Source organism: Providencia sp. wls1916 (assembly GCF_009706585.1).
GTDB lineage: Bacteria > Pseudomonadota > Gammaproteobacteria > Enterobacterales > Enterobacteriaceae > Providencia > Providencia lanzhouensis.
Genome location: NZ_WLUL01000004.1, coordinates 94,988 through 111,792, shown reverse-complemented (window position 1 = coordinate 111,792; position 16,805 = coordinate 94,988). Strand labels below are relative to the sequence as shown.

12 protein-coding genes and 1 pseudogene are annotated in these 16,805 nt (G+C 40.2%); 4 read left to right on the top strand and 9 right to left on the bottom strand.

The annotated features are described in order from the left end of the window. Positions 1-358: 358 nt before the first annotated feature. Positions 359-2,113 carry a 30S ribosomal protein S12 methylthiotransferase accessory factor YcaO gene (gene ycaO / locus GKR61_RS01945; RefSeq protein WP_154599934.1) on the bottom strand — a complete coding sequence of 585 codons (1,755 nt, stop codon included), beginning with the start codon at positions 2,111-2,113 and terminating at the stop codon, positions 359-361. Between the two features lie 215 nt (positions 2,114-2,328). Between ycaO and ansB the strand changes: the two genes are divergently transcribed. Further along, a complete protein-coding gene (gene ansB, locus GKR61_RS01940; protein ID WP_036951803.1) occupies positions 2,329-3,372 on the top strand; it encodes an L-asparaginase 2 in 1,044 nt (347 codons plus the stop codon). 176 nt (positions 3,373-3,548) lie between these two features. Here ansB and GKR61_RS01935 read toward each other — a convergent pair whose 3' ends face one another. The 8 genes and pseudogenes from GKR61_RS01935 to ybfF form a co-directional block, all read right to left on the bottom strand. After that, positions 3,549-4,070 carry a bactofilin family protein gene (locus GKR61_RS01935; RefSeq protein WP_230082503.1) on the bottom strand — a complete coding sequence of 174 codons (522 nt, stop codon included), beginning with the start codon at positions 4,068-4,070 and terminating at the stop codon, positions 3,549-3,551. A gap of 431 nt (positions 4,071-4,501) precedes the next feature. After that, positions 4,502-4,948 carry a ferric iron uptake transcriptional regulator gene (fur, locus tag GKR61_RS01930; RefSeq protein ID WP_036951797.1) on the bottom strand — a complete coding sequence of 149 codons (447 nt, stop codon included), beginning with the start codon at positions 4,946-4,948 and terminating at the stop codon, positions 4,502-4,504. Positions 4,949-5,177: 229 nt separating this feature from the next. Further along, a complete protein-coding gene (fldA, locus tag GKR61_RS01925) occupies positions 5,178-5,705 on the bottom strand; it encodes a flavodoxin FldA (protein WP_036951795.1) in 528 nt (175 codons plus the stop codon). Positions 5,706-5,859: 154 nt separating this feature from the next. Next, the gene (gene ybfE / locus GKR61_RS01920) at positions 5,860-6,153 is read right to left on the bottom strand and encodes a LexA regulated protein (RefSeq protein ID WP_154639502.1); all 294 of its coding nucleotides are present in this window, start codon (positions 6,151-6,153) and stop codon (positions 5,860-5,862) included. A 173-nt stretch (positions 6,154-6,326) separates the two neighbouring features. Then, positions 6,327-8,417 (bottom strand): type I secretion system permease/ATPase, encoded by a 2,091-nt coding sequence (locus GKR61_RS01915; protein ID WP_036951790.1) that lies wholly within the window; start codon positions 8,415-8,417, stop codon positions 6,327-6,329. Between the two features lie 3 nt (positions 8,418-8,420). Further along, the gene (locus GKR61_RS01910) at positions 8,421-9,749 is read right to left on the bottom strand and encodes an HlyD family type I secretion periplasmic adaptor subunit (RefSeq protein ID WP_230083106.1); all 1,329 of its coding nucleotides are present in this window, start codon (positions 9,747-9,749) and stop codon (positions 8,421-8,423) included. A gap of 17 nt (positions 9,750-9,766) precedes the next feature. Then, positions 9,767-11,854: pseudogene (locus GKR61_RS01905) on the bottom strand (peptidase domain-containing ABC transporter). Positions 11,855-12,075: 221 nt separating this feature from the next. Then, positions 12,076-12,852 carry an esterase gene (ybfF, locus tag GKR61_RS01900; RefSeq protein ID WP_036951782.1) on the bottom strand — a complete coding sequence of 259 codons (777 nt, stop codon included), beginning with the start codon at positions 12,850-12,852 and terminating at the stop codon, positions 12,076-12,078. A 222-nt stretch (positions 12,853-13,074) separates the two neighbouring features. Between ybfF and seqA the strand changes: the two genes are divergently transcribed. The 3 genes from seqA (at position 13,075) to serC (ending at position 16,751) form a co-directional block, all read left to right on the top strand. Next, positions 13,075-13,623, top strand: coding sequence for a replication initiation negative regulator SeqA (gene seqA, locus GKR61_RS01895; RefSeq protein WP_036951779.1), 549 nt, complete (start codon positions 13,075-13,077; stop codon positions 13,621-13,623). 112 nt (positions 13,624-13,735) lie between these two features. Next, a complete protein-coding gene (gene pgm / locus GKR61_RS01890) occupies positions 13,736-15,370 on the top strand; it encodes a phosphoglucomutase (alpha-D-glucose-1,6-bisphosphate-dependent) (protein WP_108478911.1) in 1,635 nt (544 codons plus the stop codon). A gap of 292 nt (positions 15,371-15,662) precedes the next feature. Continuing rightward, positions 15,663-16,751 (top strand): 3-phosphoserine/phosphohydroxythreonine transaminase, encoded by a 1,089-nt coding sequence (gene serC / locus GKR61_RS01885; RefSeq protein ID WP_154600327.1) that lies wholly within the window; start codon positions 15,663-15,665, stop codon positions 16,749-16,751. Positions 16,752-16,805 lie beyond the last annotated feature (54 nt).

The window sequence follows — 16,805 nt, the reverse complement described above, 5'->3', positions numbered from 1 at the left end:
CAAAGTTGATTAATTATAGCACGCAATTATAGTAACAAACGGGTGTGACGATAAATTTGATGTGGATCATGAAGTGTTGAGAGAACGGGGTGGAAACAGTATAAAAAACGTCAAAATTTCATCTAATTATTTGATTTTAAAATGAAAAATATTTTTTAAATTTTATAAAAAAATTTTATAAAACAGCTCAAAACGCTCTCGATAAGTAAAATGTTACAGATGATTGTTAATGAATTTCGATAATTATTATGTGATTGAAATTAAATATTGCTTAAGTAAAGATAAAAGCCCAGAGGCTTTTATCTCAAATCATCTTAAACCCCCACCAAGCCTATGGATTTGGTGGGAGGTTTTCTAATTAAGCATTAGCACGCTTCGCTTTTTGTAGCTTTTCGTAAGCTGCTAAAAGCCCTTGATGAGCAGGTAATGCTTTGAGCTCTTCATCAATTGACCATAATCCGTAGAAGCTTGATTCACCCTCAATTGCTGCTGACGCCGCATCTACCGCCTCTTGACCATACATACGGACAAAAGCTTGATAGTATTGAGCTGGCTCTCTTTCTTCTTCTTGGGAAAGTAGCAGCAGAGTATGTAAGCAGCGGTAGTAGTTAGCGCGTTCTGGCGTGAATACGGAACTGTTGAAGTCTTGTGTCCATTCAACCCAAGCCAATGCTTGTTCAAGGTCTCCACCCGCTAAGGCTAACATTGATTTCAATTCGCCAATACGTAGATTGCTCCAGCCATTATCTTTACCAACAGCCAAACCTAATAGTTCGCGCACACGGGTAAAGTCATCTAATCCGTCATCATCTAACTGTTCAATGAGAGCAAGATAATCTTCTTTTTCCCACTGACTATCAGGGAGGGACATAATGGTGTCGCGAAGGTAAGCACCCATTGCATTGTTGGCAATATGCAAATCTTCTACAGGATAGATATCTGACATACCTGGCACCAAGATACGGCAGGCATACACACCTAAATGGCTGTAATCTGCGATATACACTTCTGCGTCAAGTTTGTTGAAGATTGCCATTAACGTTGCAAATTCTTCTGTCGTGGTGCCTTTAAAGCTCCAATCTGCAAATGGATAATCCGCATCGTCTTTAAACATATCCCAGCTAATTAAACCGCTAGAATCGATAAAGTGGGTTTCTAAGTTTGTGTGCTCACCGACTTCTTCATCATCAAAGGTTGGGGCGTTAAACACGTCCAAATCTTTCAGTCCACGACCTTGCAGCAATTCTGTGACTGTACGCTCTAAGGCAACACCAAAATCAGGGTGCGCGCCGAAAGAGGCAAAGCAAGTCCCGTTCTGTGGGTTAAACAGCACCACACAGATGACTGGAAATTGGCCACCCAAAGAGGCGTCGTAACAGAAGATAGGGAAGCCTTCGTTTTCCAACGTTTCAATCGCTGCAACGACACCAGGGTAGCGAGCCATCACATCGGTAGGGATCGTTGGTAAACTAATACTTTCGGCAATAATTTTATTTTTAACAAAGCGCTCAAACACTTCGGATAACCCTTGTACACGAGCCTCGTTTGCTGTGTTTCCGGCTGACATTCCATTAGACACATACAAGTTGCCGACGATATTCATTGGAATATAGACGGTGCTGTTGTCAGATTGGCGTGTGAATGGCAGGGCGCAAATACCGCGTTCTTCATTACCTGATTGCAGGTCAATCAGCTGGCTTCCTGCGAGTGCATTGTCAGGATCATAGAAAGCAACCAAGCGCTCATCCAGCAAACCTGCTGGCAGACTATCATCTTCAGTTAACGGGAACCATTTCTCATTAGGATAATGAACGAAATCCCCCTCAGCGATGGATTTACCTAAATAGAAATCTGCGAAGAAATAGTTGGTGGATAAACGCTCAAAATATTCACCGAGAGCAGAGGCTAAAGCCGCTTTTTTACTTGCGCCTTTACCGTTGGTAAAGCACAGCGGGCACTCTTTGTCACGAATATGAACGGACCAAACATTTGGAACCGGATTCAGCCAAGAGGCTTCTTCGATATAGAATCCTAAATTTTTCAGTTTGGTTTGGAATGCATCAATGGAGTCTTCGAGTGCGGCATCTTTGCCGGGAATAAATGTTTGGCTCATTGTCAGTCACTTGTAAATGGCTTGTTTCAGATAGCCGCTATGATACGGACTTTTTGCCTAGTGCTCACGCTTTTTATTCAAGACAGAAAAATAGCGAAAAATTAAAATTTACTAAAATGACAAAGTCGATCACAAAACTCTCAGATTAAATCCACATAATAACGTGAGTTTATTTTTAATATTATGCTCGTTAATTTTAGTTAAAGGAAAATAGGATGAAAAACCGAAATAAAGCGCTGTTAGCCACACTGGTTTCACTGTTTGCCGCATCAGCATTTGCACAACCGAATATTATGGTGCTGGCAACGGGCGGAACCATTGCGGGTGGTGGAGAATCAGCAACAGGTTCAAGCTACCAAGCTGGGAAAGTAGGAATTGACTCTTTACTTAATGCGGTACCGGAGACTAAAAAAATTGCTAACCTGAGTGGTGAGCAGCTGGTGAATATCGGTTCTCAAGATATGAATGATCAAGTTTGGTTAACTCTCGCAAAAAAAATTAATCAAGATTGCAATAAAACCGATGGTTTTGTGATTACCCATGGTACTGACACCATGGAGGAAACGGCCTTTTTCCTTGATTTAACCACGGCCTGTAAAAAGCCGATTGTGATGGTGGGGGCAATGCGTCCTTCCACGGCTTTGGGCGCTGACGGCCCATTGAACTTATACAATGCCGTCGTATTAGCATCTGATAAATCAGCGGGAGAGCGTGGCGTGTTGATGGCGATGAATGACAAAGTGATCCAAGGTCGCAATGTTATGAAAATGAGCACAACAGAAGTTCAAGCCTTTGATGCTGTGAATGCGGGGGCAGAAGGCTATATTCATGATGGTAAGGTTACCTATTATCAAGCGCCTCAGCCGCGTGGGGATAAACCTGTTTTTGATGTGAGCAAATTAGATAAATTACCGGAAGTGGGTATTGTCTATAACTATGCGAATGCATCTTCAGCACCAGTAAAAGCACTGCGAGAAGAAGGTGTTAAAGGTATAGTGAGTGCCGGTGTTGGTAACGGGAATATGTATAAAACTATTTTTGATGCATTAGCTAATGCAGCGAAAGAGGATGTTGTCGTGGTGCGTTCTAGTCGGGTACCGACAGGCTATACAACGCGAAATGCAGAAGTGAATGATAACGAATATGGATTTGTGGCATCTGAAAGATTGAATCCACAAAAATCTCGTGTGTTACTGCAATTAGCCTTAACACAAACGAAAGATCCGAAAAAAATCCAAGAGATGTTTGAACAATATTAATATTTAATAATAGGCGGCAGAGATGTCGCCTTTATTCTATTTTTATTACGTATAAGCCGTGTTCTTTTGGGGATGAGTTAATTTGTATAATCAAAATAACTCGACAATAAATACCTATAAATAAGGTAAATCAGTTATTATCGAGCAATTCTATATCATCTATTTAACAAATTTAATTATAAAGAACCCACGTCAGGTGTTTGAGCTTCTGGTTTTCCTTGTTTGGATTTTTCTTTAAATACGGCAACATTACCTTCTGATTTAACCGCAGATTTGACTTCTGCTAAACCAGAAAAAATTCCGCCTTTTTTGATGGATAAATTTGAATAGCGAATCGTGCCGTAGATTTCACCATTAGTATCAATACTAATGGTTTCTGAAATACATTCCCCTTCCACTTTACCGTTTACCCACAACTCATTGCTGGTGATATTGCCGGTAACTTGACCATTTTGCATGATTTTAACGGTATTATTTTTACCAGCAATGTTGCCAATGACTGTGCCATAGATATGAACCTGTTCATTGGAGGTAATATTACCTTCAAATACAACATCTTTGGCGATGATAGTATTGGTTTTTTCTTCGCTGATCATTGGTGACGATACTTGCATTTTTTCCTCAGCAATTTGCTGCATGATTTCTTCTTTATTGATAGTGGGAGTGGGTTCTGGTTTGCTTTGTTTTTTATTGAACATGCGACTAACCTTTTTGTAATTGAAGTATAAAACTAAACAAATGATCGAAGATATAAAGGCAACGGATGCCACGATGGTATATCTAAAAAACCACGCTATCAAAGTAAGAAACCAGAAGAAAAAACTTATGTTCAAAAACAGATATGTTTTCTTCATTCCTTAATCTCTTACACACAAATTTGATAATTAGTATAAATTAAAATAGCACATAACAAATTAAAGAATAGAGGATGATTTTGGTTTTATCTGAAGAAATGAAACTATGTATTTTTAAAAAATAGTCGCTAATTTTCAGCTAAAGAGCAGAAATAGGGAAATGTTAAGTATGTTCAAATAAAAATACCCACTAATAAACATTAAGTGGGTATAATTAACATTAAATGATTCATTAAATAAAGCGCGCTTTTAGTTATTCGCGCCTGATTAAGTCATTATTTAGCTTCGTGCGCAGCACTATTTTCACGACAATCGCCTTCAGCACAGTGACCGTACAAATATAAACTGTGGTTAGAGAGTTTGATACCGTGACGAGCAGCGATGTCATGCTGACGCTTTTCGATTGATTCGTCAGTGAATTCGATAACCTTACCACAATCTAAACAGATCAAGTGGTCATGGTGGTGTTGCTGAGTTAATTCAAATACGGATTTTCCACCTTCGAAATTGTGACGAGTCACAATACCAGCATCATCAAATTGGTTTAATACGCGGTAAACAGTGGCTAACCCGATTTCTTCACCAATATCAATCAGCTTTTTGTAGAGATCTTCCGCACTGACGTGATGGCACTCAGGCTCCTGAAGTACTTCCAAAATCTTTAATCTTGGAAGAGTGACTTTGAGTCCTGCATTTTTCAATGCTTTATTATTGTCTGTCATGCGGGCTTGTCCTGTATTTTAAATCATAAATTTAACAATAATGAGACGTTTTTAACAAAAATCCAGTTGTCTTCTAAACTGATTTACAATTATAGGCATGGAAAATAAAAATAGAAACCATGCATTGTCTCATTATTTTGATTCGTTCTTAAAAGCGAGTCCATTAGATAGGAAGATTAATCCATCATATCGAATGGTTCCCGCTTTTAATTGACAATCTATGTCATTATTAGCCAAGGATTTCAGCCAGAGACATCTCTTCAGAGATTTGTTTAACCCAAGCGTCAACACGCTCTTCAGTCAGTTCTGGTTGACGATCTTCATCGATAGCAAGACCGATAAAGTGGTTATCGTCCGCCATACCTTTAGAAACTTCAAAGTGGTAGCCTTCAGTTGGCCAATGACCGACGATCACTGCACCACGCGGCTCAATGATGTCACGGATAGTTCCCATCGCATCACAGAAATACTCTGCGTAGTCTTCTTGGTCTCCACAACCAAACAGTGCGACAAGCTTACCGTCAAAATCAATTTCTTCTAATGTTGGGAAGAAATCATCCCAATCACACTGAGCTTCACCGTAGTACCACGTAGGGATGCCAAGAAGTAGGATATCAAACGCTTCGATATCTTCTTTGCTGCATTTAGCAATATCGTGAACTTCTGCAACATCTTTGCCTAATCTTTCTTGGATCATTTTGGCAATATTTTCTGTGTTACCTGTGTCACTTCCGAAGAAAATGCCTATAACTGCCATAAAGTGATTAACCTCTTGTTTTTCTAGTAGAGAGTATAAATTACCGATTCTGCTAGAACTAAAAATAGAACGAAAATAGGTAAAATTTTGCGCCTTATTTTGGCGAAAAAAACAGTGTTAGTCTGTCAAATTTGTGTGATTTACCCAGATACGGCTAGCGATCAGTTGTCTCACTAACCTGCTCAAGTTGAGCCATCAAAATTTCTTCAATTAGCTCACTTCGGCTTATGTTTTTCTCTTCAGCTAATTGGTTTAAGACCGCGACAGCGTCTTCATTTAATTTCAGCTCAACTCGACGTAGCCCTTTGACTTTGTCTCGTTTTAGCTGATTTCGCTTATTGATTCGTAATTGTTCATCTCGCGACAACGGGCTAGTTTTTGGTCGCCCAGGCCTGCGTTCTTCTGCGAACAAATCCAGTGTGGTGCGGTCAGTTTGTTCTTTTGCCATATCTACTATTGCTAACGGAAGGGGTGTGCCAGTAATTCAGCGGGCAATGATACCCTAGCTGAACCCCTAGTACCATAGGTGCATACCCCGCTAATTCATCTAATAGATTAAAAAAAAAGCACTTTTAAGAAAAAAGCATCACCCAAAGAGTAAGTGATGCTTTTTTCTTCAGGTTAACGCGTCTGTTGTTGCCATAAATTGGCATAAAGGCCATTCAGTTTTAGAAGGTTCTGATGAGTTTCTGCTTCGGCGACTTCACCATCTCGTATCACGTAAATTTTATCGGCGTTCATAATAGTATTGAGACGATGCGCAATGCTAATCACAGTTCTGCCTTGCGTGATTAACGGCATATTTTTCATGATGGCAGATTCTGATTCGTAATCCAGCGCAGAGGTGGCTTCATCGAGAATTAAAATATCAGGTTCAGTAATTAAGGCTCGAGCAAGAGCAATACGCTGACGTTGACCGCCAGAGAGATTTAACCCTTTTTCAGATAAATGATAATTAAAGTTTTCAGGCAGAGACATAATAAACTCATAGGCTCCAGCCAATTTTGCAGCATGGACTAATTGCTCTTCGCTCGCTTGTGGGTAACTTAATCGGATATTTTCTGCAATTGTTCCTACAAAAAGGGTGCTTTCTTGAAGGACGATACTCATTCGGCGGCGTAACGCGACAGTATCTGTCACCGCTAAATCCATTCCATCCACAATAACTTGCCCATGTTGAGGAATATATAGCCGCTGTAACAATTTGGTGAGGGTGCTTTTTCCTGAACCAGATGGCCCTGTGATACCAATAAATTCCCCGGCTTTGATGGATAACGTCAGGTTACTTAGCACTTCAGGGGTTTCAGGTTGATAGCGAAAGCGGATATTTTGAAACTCAATTTCCCCTTGAATGGTGCTTGAGCTGGCAATGCCTTGTCGTTCATTTTCAATAGGTTTATCAAGAATATCACCAACGCGACGCAGAGAAATAATGGTATGTTGGAAGTCTTGCCAAATTTGAGCAAAGCGTAGAATAGGCTGAGTAACGTGAGCACTTAACATATTGAAAGCGACAAGTTCTCCTGGCGTGATATTTCCAGCCAAAACCTCATTAACGCCAAGCCAGAGTAGAATAGCGGTAGTCACTTTACTAACTAACGTCATTAACTGTGTTGCCACCACACTACGCATGGAAACTTTGAAACCTTGACTCAATTGCTGACTGAGTAATTTTTGCCAACGTTGGAAAAAGTATTTTTCAGTTGCTGTTGTTTTTACGGTTTCGATACCAGTTATTGATTCAGTTAAAAATGTAAGCCCGTTTTCATCGGCTTGGTAGGATTTTTCCGTCTGCTGACGAATGATTGGACCTAATATCATCCACAAAACAAAAAAGACCCCCATAGAGCCTACTAGTGTCCATGTCATCAGGCTGCTATACGAAAATAAGACAGCGATAAAAAGGATGACAAAGATAAAATCAATAAACAGCATCAGTGTTGAGCCAGTCAAAAATTGGCGTATATGGGCTAATTCACGGACACGTGCAATGATTTTACCTGTGGGTCTTAATTTAAAGTAATTAAGCGGCAGTGCCATTAAATGACGATAAATTTTTCCCGAAAGTTCAGCACTAATTTGTGTACTTGTATGGCTAAAAACTTTATTACGAATAAAGCTGTAAACAGGTTCTGCAATAGCAATGGCTAATATTCCTAAGGCAATAACATGTAAATTAGGCAAGCTGCGCCCGACAAGCACTTTATCGATTAAGTTTTGAAATAGTAGAGGGCTTACCAGCGCAAAAAATTGCACAATTGCGGCAAGAATAAAGACATTTTTGAGTTTAAAACGTTGGCGAATAATAGATGGAATAAACCAACTGATGCCAAACGCTCTTTTTTGTTCTTTCTCCAACTGCTCTTTAATTAAAATGACGGAGTAATTGTATTCGGTGGATTTATCCCATGATTCCTCACCGTCTCCTTTGGGAGAAATCACGGTGAGTGGTGAATTTTGGGTGATAATATGCCAGCGTTGATTAATCAACACCAAAGCAGGTAATGGAATATCCTGCATCTGTTGTCGAGTGAGAGAAATGAGCTCTGTTTCATAACCAATAATCTGTGCACATTGTCTAATTTCAAAATCTGTGGGGGAGTCATTCTGCATACCAATGGCATGCATTAATTGTTCTTGAGTGACATTTTTTTGAAAATGATTAGCAATCCATATTAAGGCTTCCAAGCCATTGTTATTTTGCTGTTCCATCGATTACTTCTCTCTCATGGCTGTGGCGGTATATTCGTTAATTGGGCTTAATAGGTAGTCAATTAATCGTCGTTTATCTGTTTTTATTTCAGCGACAATAGACAAGCCTGGAGTCATTTCAATTTGCTCGCCTTCCACCAATAGCTGTTTGCTGCTTAAACCAATTTGCGCTAAATAGACGAGACCTAGATTGTCATCTTGCGTGCTATCGCGGGAAATGGACAATACCTCGCCTTCGATAGTCCCATAGCGGGTATAAGGGAAGGCGTCAATTTTGACATCCGCTTTTAAACCTTCTTGAATAAAGCCGATATCTTTATTCAGTATTTTGACTTCAGCTAATTGCACATGATTATTGGGCACAATAACCATCAATTGCTGTGCTGGTTGTAATACAGCTCCAAGGGTATAAACCGCAATTTGTTGCACGGTCCCATCTACTGGAGCACGAATAACTTCAAGCTGATTTCTCTCTTGGTTTTTAATCAATTCCTGTTCAAGAGAAACAAATTTGAATTTAGCTTGCTGATATTTCTCATGCCATTCTTGGTGTTTTTGCGCATTAATCCTATCTTGCTTTTCGAGCAAAGCATGATGTTGGCTATTTAATATAGAGAGTTCGGATTGTTTGGTGGTTTTTTCTTTTCTTGCGAGTAGTAATTCACGCTCCTGTTCTAAAAATTCTTTTTGACTGATTAACTGTTTTTGACTCAGGGCGGTATGCGCATCGAGCCGTTTTTTAATATTATTCATTAAGATATTGATGTCTTTTAACTCTCGTTCTCTTGCTTGAAAGTTAACGCGATTAAGCTGAATTTCATTGGTTATTTCGTTGAGTAAGGTTTCATACTCTTTTTTAATGGTTTGATAGCTGAGTTGTGCTTGAGTTTGCTCAGCAGCTGATAACTGGCTGTAATAAGCAGAAATTTCAATGGATTGCTGGTTGAGTAGGGCATGGTGGATCATTTCTTCACTGGCGTGAAAGTTTTTTTGGTAGTGCTGACTAAGGATATCTTGGTCTACGCCTAATACTTTAACGCTGAGCAGTGGATCCCCTTGCTTTATCTGTTGCCCATCTTCAACGTGAATTTGCTGTAAGCGGCTTAATTCAAAAGCTTGAATGGTTTGGGTGCGACCCGAAACGATGAGTTTTCCTTGAGTAGTCGCTTGAATATCTAATTTGCCAAAATAAGACCAAGCAATAGCGATAAAAATACCAACACTAATACTGATGGCTATGGTAAATGCCAAATAAGAAGGCGGTGTTTTTAGAATAGCTAAATGTGCAGGTAGAAAACTGTTATAGCGAGAGAGCGTTGGTTTTTTTTTCATGGTTAACATCCGTGTCATTATTTAAGAGACTGCTGAAGCGTCCATAAATGTGTATAGAATTGATTGTTCTCGATTAATTGTTGATGGCTGCCTTGCTCAACAATTTACCCTTGCTGCATTACGATAATTCTCTGGTGATTACGGATCGTCGAAAGGCGGTGGGCAATAGTAATTACGGTACGTCCTTTGGCTATTTCTTGCATATTTTCTTGGATGATAGCTTGGGATTCATCATCTAAGGCGCTGGTGGCCTCATCGAAAATAATGATCTTCGGATCCGATAACAGTGTTCTGGCAATGGCGATGCGTTGGCGCTGCCCTCCAGAAAGAGAGGAACCGCCTTCGGCTAAGATTGTGTCATAGCCCATTGGTAGTTTAAGGATGAAATCGTGGGCACCCGCCATTTTTGCGGCATTCACAACCTCATCCATCGAGGCATTAGGGCGAGTTTGAGCAATGTTGTCGAAAACAGACTGATGAAATAGAAAATTCTCTTGCAAAACAATACCAATTTGCTGCCTTAGGGAAGCAAGGCTAAGTGCTGTAATTGGTGTTCCATCAAGATAGATTCCCCCTTTTTCTGGGGTGTATAAACGCAAAATTAGCCGAGCGAGAGTACTTTTCCCTGAGCCTGATGTGCCTACAATACCAATGGTTTCCCCGGCTTTTATTGAAAGGTTAAAGTTATTGAGGACGGTCGGCATATTAGGTTGATAACGGAAGCTAATGTTATGCAATTGAATATTGCCACTGAGTCGAGATTCATTTCCTTTTTTGCTCTGTTCTTGCGGAAGATTGATGATTTGAGACAGCTTTTCGACCGCCACTTTGGTACGAATATAATCTCCCCATAATTTCACTAATTTCACGAGGGGTTGGTTTGCATGGTTGACCATCATATGAAAGGCAATGAATTGCCCAATAGTCAATTGCAGTGCAAGAACTTCAGATGCGCCAACCCATAAAATGATAGCGCTCGTCACCTTTTCAATGACCATGACAATATGTTCAGAGCGTGAACTGATTTGCCCAGACACAAAATTGGTTTGGCTCATATCTGCCGTTTGTTTATCCCAACGACGGGTAAAGCTCGGTTCAATGGATAAGCTCTTGGCGGTTTCAATCCCATTAACGCTTTCTGTCAAGAATGAGGTATTCACTGCAATATTGGCAAACTGTTGCTGCGCTGCGGCTTCAATTTTCGGTGTGAGCCACCAAGCAACCAATAAATAACAGGGAATAGAACAGAGGAAAAGTAAGGTGAGGGTGCTGGAAAGCAAGTTCATTACATAGATGAAAACGAACAAGAACAGAACATCGACACACAGAGTGAAAAAGCTACTGGTTAAGAATTCGCGAATAGTTTCCAATTCTTTAACTCGAGTAACAATGGCACCAATTTGTCGATTTTTAAAAAATGAAATAGGCAGGTGCAATAAGTGATTAACTAACTTTAATCCTAACGTCATATCAATTCGATTGACGGTATGATTATAAATATATTCTCGCAGCCCTTTTAAGATGACTTCAATAATCGCCGCGACGATTAAACCGAAAATTAAAACATCCAAGGTTGATAAACTATTATGAATAAGTACCTTATCCATAATAACCTGCATCACAATGGGGGCGGCTAGCGCTAATATTTGTAAAATAAAAGAGAAAACTAATACCCAAGTGATGATTGTACGGTACTTCATAAATTCCGTTTGGAACCATGAAATATCGAATTTTCCTTGTTTAACTTTGACGTGAAGCCAATTCCCATTCCAATTTTTCTGTAGCTCTTCATGGCTCCATATTTCAGGCGCAGGATGACCAAAACGCTGAATGAGTACTTGTTCTTGATTATGATTAGCTAACAGAAAAGCATGACCATTGTTATCATAAAGAATGGTAGGGGATGGTAGTTTTGTGATACTTTTATCGCGCTGATGCTTGTTCTTGCATTTAATCTGATAATTATCTTTTATTGTTTTAATATAATCTTGAATTTGATTTATATTCTCTGTTTTCTGTTTGAAATCATCATAATCAATTTCGCCAGAAAGTTTTGCAATAACGCTAATAAAATATAATGTTGATTGTGTTTTGACACTTTCCATTGTGTATATTCATCATCCTGTATATTTAATAATGTCTGTGTATATATCGATTTGAAAAATATAATTATTTAGTCAAGGTAGATAATACAGTCATCATAATTACAAGTGTATTGAAGTTCGTCTTATTATTTGAATATGAATATATTTAGTGGATGTCTTTTATCCTGATATTGAAGATTTGAATATTCAATATCAGGATTGTGGGAGTCAAGGCGGATAGATTAGTCGTGAATAGCTAAAAATCGGTGAATCGCTCGTAGTACATGCTCCGGCTTTTCGGCATGAACCCAGTGCCCAGCATCAGCAACCACCCAAGCTTTGGCTTGAGGAAACTGAGCTGCAATGCTGTCGCGGTACTCGGCTTGAACATAGGGTGAGTTTCCGCCGGGGATAAGTAACACGGGTTTATCCCATGCAGGCACCGTTTTCCACCCGATGATCTTTTCATAGTTAGCTTTGATTGCCGAAAGGTTGAATTTCCACTCACCTTGTTTAAAGGATTTTAGTAAGAATTGAATGACACCTTCTTCGGGAATGAATTTGCGCATAATGCCGCTAGCCTCTTGACGGGTTTTAGCGTGCGCTTGAGTTGTTGCTTCTAGCGCTGCAATAATTTCGTCATGGCGGCGAACGTTGTAAGCGACAGGTGCGATATCGATGGCCACAATTTTTTCGATGAAATCAGGTGCTATTTCACTGGCAGCCATGGCAATTTTTCCACCCATAGAATGTCCAATAAGAATGGCATTGTCGTAACCAAGGGATTTTACGAGTGAAATCACATCTTCGGCCATTTGTTGGTATTCCATTTCGTCAGAACGAAATGAGTCACCATGATTGCGTACATCGATTTGAATAGTATCGAAATAGTTTTGTAAGTCACGACCTAAAACACCTAAATTATTCAGGTCACCAAAGAGTCCATGGATCAAAACGACGGGGGTGACGGTGATCGGATTTTCAGGTTTATGGATTGTATAATTGAGTAATTCGGTCATATTTGGACTACGATTGATGTTGTTTGTCAGATTGAAGACTTATCATGGCATGGTGATGCCAAAAAACCAAATCTGTATAATCATAACAAGGTAACCTACTGAAATCCCATGAAACTTAACTCGTTGTTTGTTTTAAGTTATTGAAATTTTAATTGTTTTGTTTTTTTTAAATCTGGCTTATAATCTGGCGCGAATTTTAGATTAAGAAAGTACTGGGAAAAAATGAAAACGATAGAAGTTGATGAAGAGCTTTACCGCTATATTGCAAGTCACACACAGCATATCGGTGAAAGTGCATCGGATATTTTACGCCGTATGCTAAATTTCAAATCCGCGCAGCAGCCAGTACCCGCAAAAGAAGTGAGTGTAGCACCGTTAGCGTCACAAGATGTGCCGGTGATGAATACCAAGGTGGTTGCTCAAAACCCTGTGAGAGTTATCAGAGAATTATTATTATCTGATGCTTATGCAGAAAAAAATAAGGCAATTGATCGCTTTATGCTAATTCTTTCAACGCTATATAGCTTAGATGCGAAAAGCTTTGAGAGCGCAACAGAATCCATGCATGGTCGTACCCGTGTTTATTTTGCTGGTGATGAGCAAACACTACTGGCTGCGGGCAAGCAATCAAAACCTCGCCATATACCGGGCACGCCGTATTGGGTTATCACCAATACCAACACTAATCGCAAGCGCAGTATGATTGATGCGATTATGCAAGAGATGAACTTCCCAGCGAATGTCATCGAAAAAGTCGGCAATACGATTTAACTTTGGTAAATACTATCTAATCTTAGTAATGCTATCTAACCTTGATAGTCATCTAAACATTGTGAAGTCACTGGTGTTTCACGCTAAGCATCAGTGCTTTGGGAGATAACAAGTGGCAATTCATGAACGAGCAGGGCAGCTTCCATTTCAAAGTGATTTGATTAACGTTGCTCAGTTAACGGCTCAATATTATACCCAACAGCCAGATCCCGATGTGTCTTCTCAGGCCGTCAAGTTTGGGACTTCTGGGCACCGTGGTAGTTCGCTGCGTAACAACTTTAATGAAAATCACATTCTGGCAATCGCTCAAGCGATAGCGGATCTGCGTAAGCAGCAAGGAGTAACAGGACCTTGTTATGTGGGTAAAGATACCCATGCTTTGTCAGAAGCGGCTTTTATGTCGGTGATTGAAGTATTAGCAGCTAACCAAGTTCATGTTATTGTTCAAGAAGATAACGGTTTTACCCCAACTCCGGCTATCTCCCACGCAATTTTAAGCTATAACAATGCACATCAAGATGTTGCCGATGGCATCGTAATTACACCATCCCATAATCCACCAGAAGATGGCGGAATTAAATACAATCCAGCTAACGGTGGTCCTGCAGATACAGATTTAACATCGGTTATTGAGCAGAATGCTAATCAGTTACTTGCAGCCGATCTTGATGGCGTGAAGTGCTTAGATTTTGCTGATGCAATGGCGAGTGGTTTTGTAACAGAACAAGATCTGGTGATGCCATATGTTCGTGCGCTCGGCGAAGTTGTGGATATGCAAGCTATCCAAAAATCAGGATTAAAAATCGGTGTCGACCCTCTGGGTGGTTCCGGTATTGAATACTGGAAAAAAATTGCAGAGTATTATCAATTAGATATTGAAATTGTTAATGACCAGCTAGACCAAACATTCCGCTTTATGCCATTAGACCACGATGGTGTGATCCGCATGGACTGTTCATCTCGTTGGGCGATGGCAGGCTTGCTGGGCATGAAGGAAAAGTTTGATTTAGCATTTGCGAACGATCCGGATTATGATCGCCACGGTATTGTTACCCCAAGCGGGTTAATGAATCCTAACCACTATCTTGCTGTTGCTATTGATTATCTATTCCAGCACCGCCCTCAATGGGGCAAAGAAGTTGCTGTAGGTAAAACGTTAGTTTCCAGCGCCATGATTGACCGTGTTGTTAATGATATTGGCCGTGAACTCATTGAAGTGCCTGTCGGTTTTAAATGGTTTGTGGATGGTTTATTTAACGGCAGCCTTGGTTTTGGTGGTGAAGAGAGTGCTGGTGCTTCATTTTTAAAATTTGATGGCACGCCATGGTCGACGGATAAAGACGGAATTATTTTATGTCTGCTTGCTGCAGAAATTACAGCAGTAACAGGGGAAAACCCTCAGCAGCGTTATAATAAACTCGCTGAAAAATTTGGGGCACCAATCTACAGTCGTATCCAAGCGAAAGCGACCCACGAGCAGAAAGCTAAGTTAAGCAAATTGTCGCCAGAAATGGTATCAGCAGACACACTTGCGGGTGATAAAATTACTCAGCGTTTAACGGCGGCTCCGGGCAACGGTGCATCAATTGGTGGGTTAAAAATCATGACTGACTATGGTTGGTTTGCCGCTCGCCCATCAGGTACTGAAGAAGCCTACAAAATTTACTGTGAAAGCTTCCGTGGTGAAGAACATCTTCACTTGATTGAGAAAGAAGCGATTGAAATCGTCAGTAAAGTCATTAGCTAATTATTGTCTTTAAAGCGGGTGGTAATCGCCCGCTTTTCATCATTAAATCCCCGACTACAAAATAAATCAGATTCGAGATTTTATCCCCTTTTTAGCACACATTACTTCATAAAATTGCGGTAGCTGATTCTGTGACGCTATTAACAAAATTGTTTTCTTTTTTTACCCTTCAAATTTGACCTTTTGTTTTTGTCATCGATACGTAATAACCGTTGCAGCTAGTGGCACGGAATGATACAACTTTAGGTATCTGAGTGATGTTAACTAACAATATTGAAGGTAGGTAAGGTCAATGAGTCAGGTTTATAATTTTAGCGCAGGGCCGGCAATGTTACCCATTGAAGTCATGCGCCGTGCAGAGCAAGAATTTTGTAACTGGAAAGGTTTAGGGGTTTCTGTGATGGAAGTGAGCCATCGCGGGAAGGATTTTATTGAAGTTGCGAAAGAAGCAGAACAAGATTTACGCGATTTATTAAATATCCCTGATAACTATAAAGTTTTATTCTGTCATGGTGGTGCTCGTGCTCACTTTGCCACGCTGCCAATGAACCTGTTAGGAGATAAAACGACAGCTGACTACATTGTCAGTGGCTATTGGTCTGAATCGGCAGCCAAAGAAGCTCAAAAATATTGCACACCGAATGTTATTGATGTCGTTCAAGAAAATAATGGTGTTGTCAGCATCAAACCAATGAGCGAATGGCCATTAAGCAAAGATGCAGCCTATGTTCATTATTGCCCGAATGAAACCATTGGTGGCTTAGCTATCCATGAAGAGCCTGATTTCCCTGCGGACAAAATTATTGTTGCTGACTATTCATCTGCGATTTTATCTAAACCTATCGATGTAAGTCGCTATGGTGTGATTTATGCCGGTGCACAGAAAAATATTGGTCCAGCAGGTTTAACGCTGGTTATCATTCGTGAAGACCTACTAGGCAAAGCTTCACCTCAAACGCCATCTGTTTTCGATTACACGGTACTTGCGCAATATGAATCCATGTTCAATACTCCGCCAACTTTTGCTTGGTATTTAGCGGGTATGGTTTTCAAATGGTTAAAAGAGCAAGGCGGATTGCAGGAAATTGCAAAGCGTAACTATGAAAAATCACAGTTACTGTATAGCGCAATTGATGACAGTGAATTCTATATTAACCGCGTCGCGGTAGAAAACCGCTCTTGGATGAACGTACCATTCCAAATGCAAAATCCTGCATTGGATGCAACATTTATCGAAGATGCTAAAAACCAAGGGTTATTATCACTAAAAGGCCACAAGGTTTCAGGCGGAATGCGCGCATCTATTTATAATGCAATGCCGCTGGCGGGTGTTCAGGCGTTAGTTGACTTTATGGCTGATTTTGAACGCCATCATGCCTAATTTATGATGTACTAGTAGTCAAGCCGATTTGCTCAGGAAGAACGAGTCGGCTTA

Excerpts from the sequence above, each read along its gene's own strand:
- ycaO (WP_154599934.1), bottom strand. The coding sequence starts at position 2,113 with ATGAGCCAAACATTTATTCCCGGCAAAGATGCCGCACTCGAAGACTCC.
- ansB (WP_036951803.1), top strand. The coding sequence starts at position 2,329 with ATGAAAAACCGAAATAAAGCGCTGTTAGCCACACTGGTTTCACTGTTT.
- GKR61_RS01935 (WP_230082503.1), bottom strand. The coding sequence starts at position 4,070 with ATGTTCAATAAAAAACAAAGCAAACCAGAACCCACTCCCACTATCAAT.
- fur (WP_036951797.1), bottom strand. The coding sequence starts at position 4,948 with ATGACAGACAATAATAAAGCATTGAAAAATGCAGGACTCAAAGTCACT.
- fldA (WP_036951795.1), bottom strand. The coding sequence starts at position 5,705 with ATGGCAGTTATAGGCATTTTCTTCGGAAGTGACACAGGTAACACAGAA.
- ybfE (WP_154639502.1), bottom strand. The coding sequence starts at position 6,153 with ATGGCAAAAGAACAAACTGACCGCACCACACTGGATTTGTTCGCAGAA.
- GKR61_RS01915 (WP_036951790.1), bottom strand. The coding sequence starts at position 8,417 with ATGGAACAGCAAAATAACAATGGCTTGGAAGCCTTAATATGGATTGCT.
- GKR61_RS01910 (WP_230083106.1), bottom strand. The coding sequence starts at position 9,749 with ATGAAAAAAAAACCAACGCTCTCTCGCTATAACAGTTTTCTACCTGCA.
- ybfF (WP_036951782.1), bottom strand. The coding sequence starts at position 12,852 with ATGACCGAATTACTCAATTATACAATCCATAAACCTGAAAATCCGATC.
- seqA (WP_036951779.1), top strand. The coding sequence starts at position 13,075 with ATGAAAACGATAGAAGTTGATGAAGAGCTTTACCGCTATATTGCAAGT.
- serC (WP_154600327.1), top strand. The coding sequence starts at position 15,663 with ATGAGTCAGGTTTATAATTTTAGCGCAGGGCCGGCAATGTTACCCATT.